We start from the raw sequence: 15,570 nt of genomic DNA, 5'->3' as shown, positions 1-15,570 counted from the left end.
AATCGGATTCATCAAGGGCTCAATTATTTAACGCCCAATGAATTTGAACATAAACAACAAAAATTAGCCGCATAGGCAGAAAGGTAATTTACCCATTTTGGTGTCCAGTTTCTTGACTTAATGTCACATCTCACAATTGTAATCGATGAGGTACTTGCGATTTCCGAAGGAGTCAATAAAGCAATTAAAGACGCATTCTTTTCGCTACTTGCTCAAATTGCTCTATTAGGTCGCTCTACGAAAGTTCACTTATTACTTGTCAGCCAACGCCTCGGTCATTCAAACATTCAAACCACACAAAATTATTACTTGACTTTAATGCCAGAAAAAAAGCACCAGCAGGATGCCGATGCTTTAGATTTTTTGAATTCTTTATCAGAATAATTTGTGTGTCTGGAACTCCTTGATATAACTGGCTTAACGAGCCAAATTGCACCAAGATTGCACCAGAAACAGCCACAAACGTTGATACAGAGCGGTTCTGATTAACGTTTTGAGAATTGTGATGCTTTGCGGGCTTTTTTGAGTCCGGCTTTTTTACGTTCAACCATACGAGCGTCACGAGTCAAGAGACCTGCGCGTTTCAATGCTCCACGGAAGTCTGGGTCAACTTCGAGCAATGCACGAGCGATACCATGACGGATAGCTCCTGCTTGTCCAGATACACCACCACCGTTGACGTTTACGAGTGTATCGTAAGCACCTTCAGTTTGTGTAGCTGCAAATGGTTGGTTGATAACCAAACGCATATCTGCGTGTGGAATGTAGTTTTCTACATCGCGGTTATTTACAGTGATTTTACCAGTGCCGGGTACGAGACGTACACGTGCAACTGAGTTTTTACGACGGCCTGTGCCGGCATATTGTACTTGTGCCATTTTGTTCGTTTCCCCCTATTAGATAAGTCCTGAGATGTCAAGCACTTCAGGTTGTTGTGCTGCGTGTGTGTGTTCTGCTCCTACAAATACTTTAAGTTTCATGCCTTGAGCACGTCCCAAAGTGTTGTGTGGAAGCATTCCTTTAACTGATTTTTCAATCAAACGAACAGCATTTTTATCACGGAGTTCACCAGCTGTGATAGAAGTCAATCCACCAGGGTAAAGGCTGTGTTTGTAATAAATCTTATCTGTTGCTTTTTTACCAGTTAATTTGATTTTTTCAGCGTTAATAACGATTACGAAATCGCCTGTATCTGTGTGAGGTGTGTATGTTGGCTTGTTTTTGCCGCGAAGTACGCTAGCAACTACTGCTGACAAACGTCCAAGAGGAACATCAGTCGCATCAACAACGTACCATTTGCGGTCAACGTTTTGAGCGTTAGCCATGAATGTTGTTTTCATCATTTTAGTTGTTTTTCCTTTTACTAGAATTTGTTTACAGGCAGCCATTCCTTAGCTGTCAAGATATTTTTGGGTTTCCGGGGCCACAAAAATGGGGTAAACAATACCGTTTATCTTGATAGCATATTTTTGCTTCATTTGTCAAGTATTATTTTTTATAAATCCTGAGAACTCGCGGAGAAATGCCGAGAATAATTTCTGCGCCAATCATGTTGGCTTTTTTCGCCCAATCTTCTAGGTTTATTTGATGTTCATGCTCTTTGCCGATTATCGTTACTTCTGTGCCAAGTGCTACTTTTTCTGGGAGAGCGATGAGAGCTTGGTCCATTGAAATTCGTCCGATAATTTCTTGAAACTCGCCATTTACTAGAACTTTTCCTCCTTGAAAACTTCTACGAAAACCATCTGCGTAGCCAATTGGCAATGTGCCTAGCCACATTTCTTGCTGTGCTGTGAATGTTGCACCGTAGGAGACGCTCATGCCAGGCTGGAGCTTGCGCACTGAGATTATCCGTGTTTTCCAAGTAAATGATGGTTGTAAAATTAAGCCATCTGGTAGGTCTGTCAAGTCGGACATATTGTAACCGTAGAGAGCATTTCCTATGCGGATAATGTCCATTGGAAGTTCGTCTTTGTGCCAGACTGAAGCTGGTGAGTTTGCGAGATGCCAATAATTGGAGGGAATTTGTGCTTGTTGCACCATTTTTATAAATTGTTCTTTTTGTTTGAGAAAATACTGGTCAGATTTTTTTTCGTCTGCTGTGGCAAAATGTGTGTAAACACCTGTTAATTCTAAGTTTTTGCTGTGTTGGATATACTGATATAGCTCTGTCAATTGTTGGATATTTTGTACTCCAATACGTGCCATACCTGTATCAATGGCAATTTGGACAGAAAATTTTTTGACAGTTCTGTCAAAAAATAATTGAGTTTCTGCGGACTTCAGCCAGTCCAAATTGTCAATCGTTGGTGTGAGCTGATAATCTAACATCAATGGGGCTTGGCTTGCTTCTTGGACAGATAGCAGTAAAATTTCTGTATCACTTGGTAAAATTTGACGCAGCTGAATTCCTTCATCAATAGTGGCGACAGCAAAACGGCGAACTTGATTATCTTCATAAAGTTTCAGGGCAACTTCTGGAGCGCCGTGTCCATAAGCATTTGCTTTAAGAACGGCAATCATTTCACGTGCTTTTGTCCATTTCATGAGAGTTTTAGCATTTTGGGAAATTGCTTCTAAGTCAATTTCTAGCCAGGTTGGTCGTGTTAATTTCATCTTTTTATTATAACTCATTTTTAAAAATATTTGATGATAAAAATAATTAGACATGGCAAGGCTTTTTGTGTATAATGAACTTCATCATGAAAAATAAGAAAAAACATTTTTTGCGCTGGATTATTGGAATCTTTGTAGCGCTTGTGATTATTGATGTTGGAGTAACTTTATATTTTTATAAAGTAGCTTGTATTCGCAATGACAGTCCTGTCACGCAGGTAGCAACCGTAAGTAAAAATTATCATCTTGTACAAGATTTTGACAAATTGTCTGTAAAAACAGAAACAATCAAAAATGGTGGATTAAAACTTGATGCTTGGTACGTTCCTGCTACTGTAGCAACGAATAAAACAGTTATCGTTGTGCATGGTTTTCGACAAGATAAATCTGCGATGCGTCAATATGGAGAGCTTTTCCATCAGCTGGGCTACAATGTTTTGATGCCAGATAATCGAGCTGCTGGCGATTCTCAAGGTAAATTCATCAGTTATGGTTACAAGGATAAAACAGATGTTATCGCTTGGGCAAAAATGCTGACGCAACAAAATTCTCAAGTTCATATCACTTTGTTTGGTTTGTCAATGGGAGCTGCGACTGTGATGATGGCTTCTGACCAGCCTGATTTACCAAGTTCTGTCAAAAATATCATCGAAGATTGTGGATATAGCAGTGTTTGGAGCGAGATTACTTATCAAGGTTGGAGCGGTTATCATGTACCTGCTTTCCCTATTGTTTACAGTGTTTCAGCCGAAAATGCCATTCGTCAAGGTTGGTTTTTCCAACAGGCAAGTTCGACTTCAGCGCTCGCAAAAGATAAGTTGCCAATCCTCCTAATTCATGGCGGGACGGACACTTATGTCCCAACAAAGATGGTTTATGAAAATTACAAAGCTGTCAAAAAAGGCACACCAAAAGAACTTTTGATTGTCAAAGGCGCCGCACACGCACGGTCATTTGAAACTGACCCAACATTATATCGCTCAACAGTTAGCAAGTTTATGATGAAATATAATCCTGTCAAATAAATAAAAAAATCTGTCAAATCTGGCAGATTTTTTTGACAGTTCTGTCAAAAAATTTTTTCATCCTCATATCACTGATACTTGCAAAAATCACTGTAAAATGATCTTATATTTGAGTAGCAATTCGCGGAAGTGGCGGAATTGGCAGACGCGCAGGATTAAGGATCCTGTCGGGAATTTTCTTGGTGCGGGTTCAAGTCCCGCCTTCCGCATAAATCAAACTCGGATAACGAGTTTTTTTGTTAGCAAATTTATGGTAAAATAGAACACGAACTACATTTTAAAAGAGGTAAATCTATCATGATGAATATGCAAAACATGATGAAGCAAGCCCAAAAGCTTCAAAAGCAAATGGCTGCTTCTCAAGAGGAAATCGCAAATAGCACTTTCCTAGGCAAGTCAGCCCAAGACTTGGTGACTGCTGAATTTACCGGCGACCGCAAGCTGACAAAACTCAACATCAACAGTGACTTGATTGACCCTGAAGATCCAGAAACTTTGCAAGAAATGATTGCGGATGCCGTTAACGATGGCCTGACTCAGATTGAAAAAGAGACCGAGCAAAAGCTTGGTAAGTTTACTAAGGGATTGCCTTTCTAAGAATTTTAGCTTCCAGTTGTGGGGGCTTTTTTCTTTAGTTCATTTCGCAACAAGAAAAGGGCGACTTTACTGTGGGCCTTCCTGCAAGTGAAGGGGAGCTCAATCCGAAAAAAACAGGCCAAAAACCTGTTTTCATCATACTTATTTAGTATATTCTTCAACCAATGCCACAACTTCTTCCATTGTTGCACATTCTGTCAAAGCTTTGTTAGAAAGCTCTTCCATCTTCTTAGAGTCCAAACGTTTCATGAGTGAACGTGTTTGGAGAATTGAAGTGGCTGACATTGAGAATTCGTCAAGTCCGATACCCATAAGAAGCGGTACGGCTGTTTGGTCGCCGGCCATTTCACCACACATCCCAGCCCATTTACCTTCTGCGTGAGCGGCTTTAACAACGTTGTTTACCAAACGCAAGATAGATGGGTTGTATGGTTGGTAGAGGTATGAGACTTGTTCGTTCATACGGTCTGCAGCCATTGAGTATTGAATGAGGTCATTTGTACCGATTGACATGAAGTCAACTTCTTTAGCGAATTGGTCAGCAAGCATTGCTGCTGCAGGGATTTCAATCATGATACCCACTTCGATGTTGTCTGCAACGGCAACACCTTCAGCAATTAATTTTGCTTTTTCTTCTTCGTAAATCTTCTTAGCAGCACGGAATTCATTGACCAAAGCTACCATAGGGAACATGATACGAAGACGACCATGGACAGAAGCACGCAAGAGGGCACGCAACTGAGTACGGAACATGGCATCACCACTTGTAGAAAGTGAGATACGCAATGCACGCCATCCGAGGAATGGGTTCATTTCTTCTGGAAGATCGAAGTAAGGCAATGTCTTGTCACCACCGATGTCCATGGTACGAACAACGACGGGTTTACCATTCATGCCTTCAAGTACAGCCTTGTAAGCTTCGTATTGATCGTCTTCTGTTGGGAAATCTTGTGAATCCATGTAAAGGAACTCTGTACGGTAAAGACCGACAGCTTCCCCACCGTTTTCGTTAACACCCTCAACGTCTTTAGGTGTACCGATGTTAGCTGCAAGCTCGAAGTGACGTCCGTCAGCAGTGACTGTTTCAGCATCTTTCAATGCTGCCCATTCTGCTTTTTGTGCCGCATAAGCTTCGCCAGCTTTATGGAATTCAGCTTGTTCTTCTGGACTTGGTTCGATGATCACATCACCAGTGATTCCGTTAACAGCCAAAAGTTGACCTTCATTAACGAGTTCAGTGATGTTGTTTGTACCAAGTACAGCAGGGATTTCCAAAGTACGGGCCATGATAGCTGAGTGAGAAGTCCGTCCACCGATGTTTGTAACAAAGGCTTTGACGAATTTCTTATCCAACTGAGCAGTATCAGAAGGTGTCAAGTCTTCAGCAACGATGATCACTTCTTCGTCAATCAAAGCTGGGCTAGGCAATTTAACACCCAAAAGATTTGCCATCACGCGTTTTGTCACGTCGCGGATATCCGCTGCACGTTCTTGCATGTAGGCATTGTCTTCCATCCCTTCGAAGATAGAGATAAACATATCTGTCACTTCTTTGAGGGCTGGTTCAGCATTTTCTTTTTTCGCACGGATTGTTTCTTTGATTTGACCAGTCATTTCTGGGTCAGCAAGAACCATCATGTGAGCATCGAATACTGATGCGGCTTCTTCTCCAAGGCTAGCTACTGCTTTGTCCTTAATGATTTGAAGCTCGCTTGTACTAGCAGCGAGGGCTGCATCAAGGCGAGCTTCTTCATTGTCTGTGTTTTCAACAGTCTTTGTCTCGAAAGACAAGTCTGGTTGGACAAGCAAGTATGCCTTAGCTACGGCTACACCTGATGATGCAGCGATACCTTTAAGCATATTTGACATTATTCAGCAAGACCTTCCTTAACCATTGTTTCACCGATAGTTGCAAGCGCTTCGTCAGCGTCTGCACCTTCAGCAGAGATTGTAACGTCTGCACCTTGGCCAACACCGAGTGACATAACGCCCATGATAGATTTAAGGTTTACAGATTTACCTTTGTATTCAAGGTTAATTTCTGAAGTGAATTTTGAAGCTGTTTGCACGAGCAATGTAGCTGGGCGTGCGTGAATACCAGTTTCTGCAACAACGTGGAATGATTTAGATGCCATGATTGGTCTCCTTAATTTTTTGCAATTTTTAGGGTAGAGTCTCCTACCTTTTACCCGTTAATTCTATCACAAAGTGAAAAGGTTTGCAAGAATTTTTTATTGCAATGTTTAACGGCTTTCTATCAGGCCTCAAAGCAACTTTAAGCAAGCTTAATTTTCCACTGTCATCTGCCGGTTATGCTTGTAAAATTCGAGCAGGGTCCAGGCTAATAATAGAAGAATACCCGCAATGATGGCATAGGCCAAGCCGTCAGCCAAGAGCTTCTGCCCCTCGCTAAAGAAGTCCTCTATCTGGTCAGGGAGTCCTAAGATATTCAGACCAATCAAGGAGGCAACCGAGAGCCAGCCAAGCACCTGGACCAGGAGCTTGTTTTTGAAGTCGCCCATCATTCGCCTGCTGTTGGTCATCATAAGCAAGGGGAGCATAGAAAAGGGAAGAGCGAAGGCCAGGAAGACCTGGGAGTTGTTCAGAAGCATGTTTATGGCCTGGTGCTGTTGCTCGACATTTTCTGAGCGGGTCAAGACGACGGCTAAAAGCACTGGAATCAGCGAGAGCAAGCGGGTGACCAGTCGTCTCAGCCAAAGTGGTAACTTCAAATGCAGGAAGCCCTCCATGACAATTTGGCCGGTCAGTGTTCCTGTGATGGTTGAATTTTGTCCAGAGGCCAGGAGGGCAACGGCAAAGAGGGTCGAAAGGACACCTGTCTTGGCAAGTCCTTCTAAGACCCCGTTTGACAAGACTTCTGGTCTGGATAGGGCATCAAAGAGGCCGAAAAAGGAAGGGTCGCTGACCTGACCGCTCTTAAAGACGGCCACCCCCATAATCAAAAGGAGGGCATTGACCACAAAGGCGACCGAGAGCTGGATATTGCTGTCCCAGGTCGAAAAGCGGATGGCCTTTTGGATGGCCTCTTTTTTCTTGCGGTCAAACTGGCGACTCTGGGTCAATGATGAATGCAGGTAGAGGTTGTGAGGCATGACGGTCGCACCGATAATGCCGAGGGAGCCGGTCAGGGCAGTCGAGCCATTGACCATGTGCTGGCTGTCAAAGGCTTCAGGTCTAGGAATGAGGCCACTGGCGACCGCTGACCAGTCTGGATTAGACAAGGCCACCTGGTAGGCAAAGACGACGAGGATGACTAAAATCAGGGCGACCACGATGGCCTCGATTTTCCGAAAACCAATCCTGGTCAGAACCAGAAGGAGGAGGACGTCAAAGACTGTGATGAAGACGGCGAGCACCAGCGGGATATGAAAGAGGAGGTAGAGGGCGATGGCTCCGCCGATAACCTCGGCCACATCGGTCGCCATGATGGCCAGCTCTGTGATGACCCAGAGAACCAGGGCCAAGGGCTTGCTGGTCCGTGAGCGGATGGCTTGGGCCAGGTCCTGCTGGGAAACGATACCGAGCTTGGCTGACATATACTGGAGGAGCATAGCAATCAGGCTGGACATGAGGATGATGGACATGAGCAGGTACTGGAAGTTTTGCCCGCCCGTGATAGAGGTCGACCAGTTGCCCGGGTCCATATAGCCGACAGCCACCAGGGCACCCGGCCCCGAGTAGGCAAAGAGGGTCCGCCAGAAGCCTGATTTTTCAGGCACGGGGATAGTATTGTTGATTTCTTCCAGCGAAAGCCTGGTCTTATCGGGCTTTGCTGGGATACTGATATGAGAAGACATGTTTTTCCTTTCTTGATTGAGTGAATCAGGCTCAAGAAGCGTCGATAAAAAGCCCTGTCTGGCAGGCCAGATAAGCTTTTTTGTCTTTCTTCCTTGACATCTCTGTTTTAGATGCTTTGAATCCTGAGCCTTTTAGAATCAAAAGAGAAGGAATTAAATTGTGTCACATTTTAACCGAAGACGCCCTAGGGACGGGATTTCTGATGGTTTTATTGTAGCTTCTTTTTCGGGAAAAGTAAAGGATTGGAATTGAAAAAACAGCAGGGGGGTCCTGCTGTTTTTTTGTCGTTCTGATGTTGGTTCATTCCGTTCCAGAAATCCGGAAAAGACATTGTGGGGCCGGCAGTGAAGCCGTTGACTTCCATGCCTAAATCATAAGCCCCTTTGGGTCTTATGATTTGCCTTATGCCACGATGTCTTTTCCGGATTTCTTACACTTCATTCGTGCCTGTACTACTGTTGTTTTATGCTTTTCTGCTCGAGGTGGATTTGCCAGAACTATCTGCTAGAGAAAGAACTGAGCCAGCCTCCACATGTGTAGTGGAGGAAGTCTTGCCAAAACACCGTGAAATAGGCAGATGTCGAGACCGAAGGGCTCGACATCTAGCAATGGAACGCAGAGCATTCGCTTGCGGCCTCACAGTGTTTTGGCAAGACTTCCGGAACGGAACCATCCTATACTAGCCCTCAGTTCTCCCGTCCCAAACTCTCATGAATCTCCCGCAAGAGGCTCTCTGTCTTCTCCCAGCCCAGGCAGGGGTCGGTAATCGACTTACCAAAGATTTCTGGGCTCTCCTGACGGCCATCTTCCAGATAGGACTCAATCATAAAGCCTCGGACGGTCTTACGGATTTCGGGATTCCAGGCCCGGTTAATCAGGGTCTGGCGGACAATCCGGATTTGCTCCATGTACTTTTTGCCGGAGTTGTCATGGTTGGTGTCAATGACGATAAAGGGGTGTTTGAGGGCCATTTCATCATACATGTCCATGGTCTCGAGTAGATTGTCAATATAATAATTCGGCTCATTCTTCCCGTAGGCATTGGTCCCGCCCCTCAAGATAGCGTGGGCCATTGGATTGCCTGAAGTCTCGACCTCAGAAAAATCAAAGAGAAAGTGCTGGGACTGCTGGGCAGCGTAGATTGAATTGAGCAGGACCTTGATATTGCCAGAGGTCGGATTTTTCATGCCAACCGGCCCTGCAATGCCTGAGGCCATAAAGCGGTGTTGCTGGTCCTCGACCGAGCGGGCACCGACAGCGATGTAAGAAACCAGGTCATCGACCAGGATCTGATTTTCCGGATAGAGCATCTCGTCGGCCGTCGTAAGGCCTGTCTCTGTGAAAATCCGATAATGAAGCCTGCGTACAGCCTTGATGCCGTTGATCAGGTCGACCCGGCCGTCAGCATCTGGCTCATGCATGAGGCCTTTGTAGCCGTCGCCGTTGGTTCTGGGCTTGGCCGTATAGGCCCGCATGACGATAAAGACCCTGTCGCTGATTTCCTCCTGGAGCTTGGCCAGACGGCGGGCGTATTCGAGCACCGCTTCTTCGTTGTCAGATGAGCAGGGGCCGATGATGAGCAAGAGCCGGTCATCCTCTCCCTTGATGATGGCTTCAAGTTCCTGGTCTCGGGCTGCTTTTTTGAGCTTTTGGTCCTCATCCAGCTGGCTCAGGGCCTTGATTTCTGGAATATTAATACGAGGAGAGATTTCCTTAAATGCCATATATAGATGTTCCTTTAGTTAAAATCAAACAGGCCGGCAAATGCGGACCTGTGATTGTTATTTATTAGTATTAGAGGGCATGACGGCCGTGGCAGTTCTTGAATTTCTTGCCAGAGCCACAAGGACAAAAGTCATTACGACCGACATTGCTAAAGTCAAGCTCAGAAGCTGATTCTTCTTGGTTGACATCCGTCATGTTTTCTTGTGAAGCCGTCAGTACGGTCTTTGGACGTTCTGCTTCGACAGCCGTTTGCGGATTGATTTGGGCCTTCATCATCAGACGGGTCACTTCAAATTCAATCGCACCAATCATGTTGTTGAACATCCGGTAAGATTCTTGCTGGTATTCAACGATCGGATTATTTTGTGCGTAACCACGCAAGCCGACTGACTGACGCATGTTGTCAAGGGCGTCGATGTGCTCAGACCAGTTGTTGTCAACCACCCGGAGAATGACAGCCCGCTGGAATTCCAACTGACGTTCTGGGTCAACGAGTTTTTCCATCTGACGGCCGTAATTTTCCTTGACCTTGTCAAAGAGGAAGCTCTTTAAGCTTTCAGCATCCTTGCCAGCCAGGTCATCCGGAGTGATGGCCTTATCAGGCAGGAGTGAGCTTTCCACCCAGACAAAGAGGTCTTTGATGGTTTCTTCCTTGTTCAGGTCACCTGCAGCCGCGTGGGCATCAATCTGGCGATCAATCGTCCGCTTGAACATGCCCATGAGCTCAGGCGTCAGGTCGCGATCTGACTTGATAACTTCAAAACGCTGGGCATAGATGACTTCTCGCTGTTCACGGATGACGTCGTCATACTGGAGGACCTGCTTACGAGAGTCGTAGTTGTTCCCTTCGACCCGCTTTTGAGAAGACTCAATCTGTCGGGTAATCAGGCCAGACCGGATGACCGCGTCTTCGCCTTCGAGTCGCATCCGGTCAAGGAAGGCAGTGACCCGCTCTGAGCCAAAACGCTTCATCAGCTCATCTTCGAGGGACAGGTAAAATTGCGATGTCCCTGGGTCCCCTTGACGGCCGGCACGGCCACGGAGCTGGTTGTCGATACGACGGCTTTCGTGGCGTTCAGTACCGATGACGGCGAGCCCTTGATATTCTTCGTTTGGATGGTCAACGACACCAGGGCCAAGCTTGATGTCGGTACCACGTCCGGCCATATTGGTCGCAATGGTTACGGCTCCTTGTTGTCCGGCATTCATGATGATTTGAGCTTCACGGAAGTGGTTCTTGGCGTTCAAGACCTCGTGAGGAATTTTCGCTTCGACCAGCTTTTGAGAAATCAACTCAGAAGTCTCGACAGCAACCGTACCAATCAGGATTGGCTGACCTTCGGCATGGCGGGTCTTGATGTCTTCAATCACAGCCTTGAACTTAGACTCCAACGTTGGATAAAGTAGGTCTGGGTGGTCCATCCGCTTGATGGGCTTATTGGTCGGAATTGGCGTGATTTGGATGTTGTAAATCTCACGGAATTCCTGCTCTTCGGTCTTGGCGGTACCCGTCATCCCTGAGAGCTTCTTGTACATCCGGAAGTAGTTCTGGATAGTGATTGAGGCCATGGTCTTTGATTCATCCTGAATCGGCACGCCCATCTTGGCTTCAATCGCCTGGTGGAGGCCGTCAGAATAACGACGTCCTGGCATGGTACGCCCTGTAAACTGGTCAATGATCAGGACTTCTTGATTTTCATCCACCATGTAGTCGATGTCTGTCAACATGATGAAATTAGCCCGCAGGGCATTGTCAATAAAGTGTGTCAAAGCCACGTTTTCCATGGCGTAAAGATTGTCAATGTCAAAGAATTTCTCGGCCTTGTCAATCCCTTCTTCAGTCAGGCCAATGGTCTTAGATTGCAGGTCAATCTTATAGTCGTCGCCTTCTTCATAGTCGCTGTCGACGATATTGAGATTCTGACCATGCAGGGTCTTGGCAAACTGATCAGCCCGGTAGTAGAGGGCTGATGAACTTTCTGCCTGACCTGAGATAATCAATGGTGTACGGGCCTCATCGACCAGGATAGAGTCGACCTCATCGACCAGTGCGTAATTGAGCGGACGCTGGGTCATTTCTTCATAGCGGGTGACCATGTTGTCACGCAGATAGTCAAAGCCAAGTTCAGCAGAAGTAGAATAAGTGATGTCACAGTTGTAGGCTTCACGCTTCTCTTCAGATGACTTAGAGTTGAGGTTAAGACCAACCGTCAGGCCCAGCCAGTTGTAGAGCTCGCCCATCTCTGTTGCGTCACGAGTCGACAGGTACTCATTGACGGTGACCACGTGGACCCCTTCGCCGGATAAGGCGTTGAGGTAGACAGGCATGGTCGCTGTCAGTGTCTTCCCTTCACCGGTCCGCATTTCAGGGACGTCACCGTTATGGAGGACAATCCCACCCATGATTTGGACATGGAATGGATAGAGGCCAAGCACCCGTTTTGCGGCTTCACGACAAACCGCAAAAGCCTCGTAGAGCAGGTCATCGAGGGATTCTCCATTCGCCACACGAGCCTTGAGTTCAGGCGTCTTGGCTTTGAGCTCTTCATCAGAAAGTGCGGCCATGGCATCTGCGTAGCTTTCCACCTTTTGGGCCATCCGGTCCAGTTTTCTGAGCTCTTTTTTGTCGTTTTCAACGATACTTCTAATAAAATTTGGCATATTTTATAGGCCTAATTCAGGCCCTTCCTCCTAGACAATTCAGTCGTTAGTCCCTTTGATTATAGCACAAAAGGCCGGTCTTTTCAATTTTCCCAGCCTTATTTCGCTTCGTAGTGATAGTCGGGGTTGAGCTCATGGTCGAGGCTGGCAAAGGCCGCTTCCATGCGGCGGTTGATTTCCTCGATGCCTTCTTCGTTGGCCTTCTTCACATCTGAGATGTCAATCGGCTCGCCAAAGTTCAGGTCAATCCGCCTGCGTTTGAAGATGTTTTTTATGTCTGTCGGCCCTTGATAGACGCAGGGCACCAGGCGGACATTTGCCAGCTTACCGATGACGGCCACGCCACCCTTCATCTGGTCTGAATGCCTGGAGCCTGTCGGAAACATGATCATCGACTTGTCGCTTTCCTTGAGCATCTTGACGGCATATTTCATGGTCTTCATGCTTGGATTTTCACGGTCAACCGGGAAGGCCCCACAGTTACGGATCCACCAGGCTCCAAACTTGTTTTTGAAAAGTTCTTTTTTAGCCATAAAGATAAACTGCTTCGGCCTCGTCGCAAAGGCAAAGTAGACCGGCTCCCAGGCCATCCGGTGAGGGGCTACCAGGATGTAGTTTTCTGAGCGGTCAGGCAGGCGCTCCAGATTGTGGTAGTGGGCATTGCCGTTAAAGATAAAGAGCAGGAAGCGGACCAGACCGCGTAAGAATGAATAAAACATAATTTCTCCAAGATTTTTAGTCTTTTTATTTTATAATAATTTGTTGAATTTATCTAGTCTCTGGGGCTTTCCTGTTTTTAGTTGCTCCACTGCAAAAAAAGCCGGGATGCTATCGTGAGGCCATCTCCGTGGTTACCCCCACTCCGCTCTCCACGCTCGCTAAGTTGCTAAAGCAACTAGTCGCATGGGGGTAGCGAAGCCTAAGGGCTTCCATTCCTAAAGCTAGAGCCCTGCGGTCTCCAGCTTTGCCTTATTTCACGATAGCATCCCAGCTTTTTTGCAGTTCCGCCTTTTTTATTTTTATAAAAGTCTATACACTCAAGCCTCACTTCGTCTGCCGATAGCTAAAGAAGGACAACAGGCAGATCAAGAGGGCAAAGACTGAGAGGCTCCAAGGGTTCATCAGGACTTGGCTGACCAAGACGACCACCAGGGCAATCAAGACAAGGACGGTCACCATCCTCAAAAAGCCATTGGCTGTCTCTTTTCGTTTGAAGTACATCATAAGACTAGCAATCAGAAGCATAATCCAGACAATCGTAATCGTAAATGAAATTGAGCCTGCCACAAACTGCCAGAAACCATCTCCAAAGATCGCCGAGAGGATTACCCCCAGAAACAAGACTGCAGCCGAAACCATGATGGCCCTGGTCGGCACCTGCTTTTTAGAGAGCTTACCAAGCGACTTGCCCAGGCCATTTTCAGCATGCTGAACCCGTGAGTACAGCGAGCGTGAAGTCGCATAAATCGCTGAATTGACGGCTGAGAAAATCGCCACAATAATCACGACAAGAATAATCTTATCAGCATAAGGAATCCCAATCTTCTCAAAAATCAGGGCAAAAGGACTCGCAGTCCCCTCAGAAACCTGCTTCCATGGCAGGAGCTCAAGGAAGAGAAAAATTGGCACGACATAAAAGCTGATAATCCGGAAGAGAATCCCTCGGATGGCCTTAGGGATTGTCTCTCTTGGATTTTCCGTCTCAGCGACCGTTACTGCAGCGAGCTCAGAGCCACCAAATGAGAAGATGACAATCAAGAGCGAGCTCAGAATCCCACCAATACCGTGCGGAATAAAGCGGGTCTCCTGAGTCATGTGGCCCAGACTTGGCCCCAGGCCCATATGAAAGACATTCGTCGCAAGAAGAACCAGGCCGACCACAATCAAAAGAATAATGACAAAAATTTTAACAAAGGCCAGCCAGTACTCCGTCTCGCCAAAGGCCTTAACAGAATAAAGGTTGATGGCGGTCCCGAGGACAGCCACAATCAGGGCGTAAACCCAAAGGGGGACGCCTGGAAAGAGCATGGCCAAAAAGGTCGACACGCCTGCTTCTTCAGCGATGAGCACAGCCATCCAGGTCGCCCAGTAGACCCAGTCGGTAAAATGGGCCCATCTTCCACCAACATAAGGCTTGATGATGCCTGACATCCCAGCCTCCCGGCTCTGGCTATCGCCATGGACGACCATCCGCCCCACGCCATACATGACGACATAGAGGGCAAGGCCGGCCAAGAGATAGGAGAGGAGGACAGCAGGACCTGCCGCTACAATCGCAGAGGCAGAGCCCAAGAAAAGCCCAGAGCCAATGGCCCCACCTAGCGACAACATGACAATATGACGACTTTTTAGAGCGCCCGAGAGCTTTCGATTTCTTTCTTCATTTTCCATAGTTTCACCCTATTTCTATATTATTTTATTTATTTTAGCAAATCGTCTGAAAATTTTCAAGAGGAAGGACTTGCTTTTTTAATAAAAAAGCTCCCATCGGGGAGCTCTTGTTTAGCTTATTTTTTCCACTGCTCGTAATCGAGCTCTAAAATCGTCTCAGGCGAGAGGAGATGATAGGCTTGAAGACCGGCCTCTCTTGCCCCTGCGACATTATCGGCATTGTCATCGATAAAAACCGTTTCTTCTGCCTTGATGCCAGCAAGTTGACAGACCGCCTCAAAGCTTGACAGACGGGGTTTTCGGTCGTGTATATCATGCGAATAAAAGCTCGCTGTAAAGTAGGACTGTAAACTTCGATGACAGGTCTTTTGACAGGAAGCCTCAAAGCAATCGGCGTGAATCTTGTTGGTATTGCTAAAAAGATAGAGCTTAAAGTCCTTAGATAGGCGCTCAAGCAGGGCCATCCGCTCTGGCCTAAAGTCGGTCAAAATGCCATTCCAGGCCTGGATAATGGCTTCGTCTGAAGCTTCTATCTTAAAAAGCTCTCTTAGTCCCTCGCAGAAGGCCTCTGGACTAATCAAGCCCTCTTCCAAGTCCGTAAAGAGCCTGCCCTGCTTATTCAGGTTGAAGTGACTTTGAAAATCCTTTACACCCAATGACTCAAAACGCCGACTCATCTCTGGCAGGTCCAGGTCAATGATGACCGCCCCCAGGTCAAAAATGATGTTTTTCATTT

The 15,570-nt window shown here is 46.5% G+C and carries 12 protein-coding genes, 1 tRNA gene and 3 pseudogenes; 4 read left to right on the top strand and 12 right to left on the bottom strand.

Going from position 1 to position 15,570, the window contains the following annotated elements; translation table 11 throughout:
- Positions 1-126: 126 nt before the first annotated feature.
- Positions 127-384, top strand: a pseudogene (locus NtB2_RS08815) (hypothetical protein); the annotation flags it as partial.
- 101 nt (positions 385-485) lie between these two features.
- Here NtB2_RS08815 and rpsI read toward each other — a convergent pair.
- The 3 genes from rpsI to alr all read right to left on the bottom strand — a co-directional run bounded on the left by rpsI (position 486) and on the right by alr (position 2,616).
- Positions 486-878: a 30S ribosomal protein S9 gene (gene rpsI / locus NtB2_RS05265; RefSeq protein ID WP_109245895.1), complete on the bottom strand. Its 393-nt coding sequence runs from the start codon at positions 876-878 to the stop codon at positions 486-488.
- A gap of 18 nt (positions 879-896) precedes the next feature.
- Positions 897-1,343 (bottom strand): 50S ribosomal protein L13, encoded by a 447-nt coding sequence (gene rplM / locus NtB2_RS05260; RefSeq protein ID WP_109245894.1) that lies wholly within the window; start codon positions 1,341-1,343, stop codon positions 897-899.
- Positions 1,344-1,488: 145 nt separating this feature from the next.
- Positions 1,489-2,616, bottom strand: coding sequence for an alanine racemase (alr, locus tag NtB2_RS05255; protein WP_165814959.1), 1,128 nt, complete (start codon positions 2,614-2,616; stop codon positions 1,489-1,491).
- An 83-nt stretch (positions 2,617-2,699) separates the two neighbouring features.
- On the opposite strand from alr, the gene NtB2_RS05250 reads away from it, so the two are divergent.
- From NtB2_RS05250 to NtB2_RS05240, 3 genes are all read left to right on the top strand, one after another.
- Entirely contained in the window at positions 2,700-3,641 is a 942-nt protein-coding gene (locus NtB2_RS05250) for an alpha/beta hydrolase (RefSeq protein WP_439956811.1), read from the top strand.
- A gap of 123 nt (positions 3,642-3,764) precedes the next feature.
- A tRNA-Leu gene (locus NtB2_RS05245) sits at positions 3,765-3,850 on the top strand.
- A 49-nt stretch (positions 3,851-3,899) separates the two neighbouring features.
- Positions 3,900-4,238: a YbaB/EbfC family nucleoid-associated protein gene (locus NtB2_RS05240; protein WP_225867052.1), complete on the top strand. Its 339-nt coding sequence runs from the start codon at positions 3,900-3,902 to the stop codon at positions 4,236-4,238.
- A 141-nt stretch (positions 4,239-4,379) separates the two neighbouring features.
- Here the strand turns inward: NtB2_RS05240 and ptsP are convergent, their stop codons facing one another.
- The 9 genes and pseudogenes from ptsP to NtB2_RS05200 form a co-directional block, all read right to left on the bottom strand.
- Entirely contained in the window at positions 4,380-6,107 is a 1,728-nt protein-coding gene (ptsP, locus tag NtB2_RS05235; RefSeq protein ID WP_109245890.1) for a phosphoenolpyruvate--protein phosphotransferase, read from the bottom strand.
- Entirely contained in the window at positions 6,107-6,373 is a 267-nt protein-coding gene (locus NtB2_RS05230; protein WP_109245889.1) for a phosphocarrier protein HPr, read from the bottom strand. The genes ptsP and NtB2_RS05230 overlap by 1 nt, the downstream gene beginning before the upstream one ends.
- Before the next feature lie 150 nt (positions 6,374-6,523).
- Positions 6,524-8,056 carry an Nramp family divalent metal transporter gene (locus NtB2_RS05225; RefSeq protein WP_109245888.1) on the bottom strand — a complete coding sequence of 511 codons (1,533 nt, stop codon included), beginning with the start codon at positions 8,054-8,056 and terminating at the stop codon, positions 6,524-6,526.
- 687 nt (positions 8,057-8,743) lie between these two features.
- Positions 8,744-9,781 (bottom strand): 3-deoxy-7-phosphoheptulonate synthase, encoded by a 1,038-nt coding sequence (locus tag NtB2_RS05220; RefSeq protein ID WP_109245887.1) that lies wholly within the window; start codon positions 9,779-9,781, stop codon positions 8,744-8,746.
- A 70-nt stretch (positions 9,782-9,851) separates the two neighbouring features.
- A pseudogene (locus NtB2_RS08890) lies at positions 9,852-9,929 on the bottom strand (SEC-C metal-binding domain-containing protein); the annotation flags it as partial.
- A gap of 107 nt (positions 9,930-10,036) precedes the next feature.
- A pseudogene (gene secA, locus NtB2_RS05215) lies at positions 10,037-12,443 on the bottom strand (preprotein translocase subunit SecA); the annotation flags it as partial.
- A 98-nt stretch (positions 12,444-12,541) separates the two neighbouring features.
- A complete protein-coding gene (locus NtB2_RS05210; protein ID WP_109245885.1) occupies positions 12,542-13,162 on the bottom strand; it encodes a lysophospholipid acyltransferase family protein in 621 nt (206 codons plus the stop codon).
- A gap of 325 nt (positions 13,163-13,487) precedes the next feature.
- Positions 13,488-14,834: an amino acid permease gene (locus NtB2_RS05205; RefSeq protein WP_109245884.1), complete on the bottom strand. Its 1,347-nt coding sequence runs from the start codon at positions 14,832-14,834 to the stop codon at positions 13,488-13,490.
- A 116-nt stretch (positions 14,835-14,950) separates the two neighbouring features.
- On the bottom strand, positions 14,951-15,568 hold the full coding sequence (locus NtB2_RS05200) for an HAD family hydrolase (RefSeq protein ID WP_109245883.1): 618 nt from the start codon (positions 15,566-15,568) through the stop codon (positions 14,951-14,953).
- Positions 15,569-15,570 lie beyond the last annotated feature (2 nt).

The sequence above is a fragment of the Lactococcus termiticola genome (assembly GCF_003116835.1).
Taxonomy (GTDB): Bacteria; Bacillota; Bacilli; order Lactobacillales; family Streptococcaceae; genus Lactococcus; species Lactococcus termiticola.
This window is presented reverse-complemented; position numbering and strand designations above follow the sequence as displayed.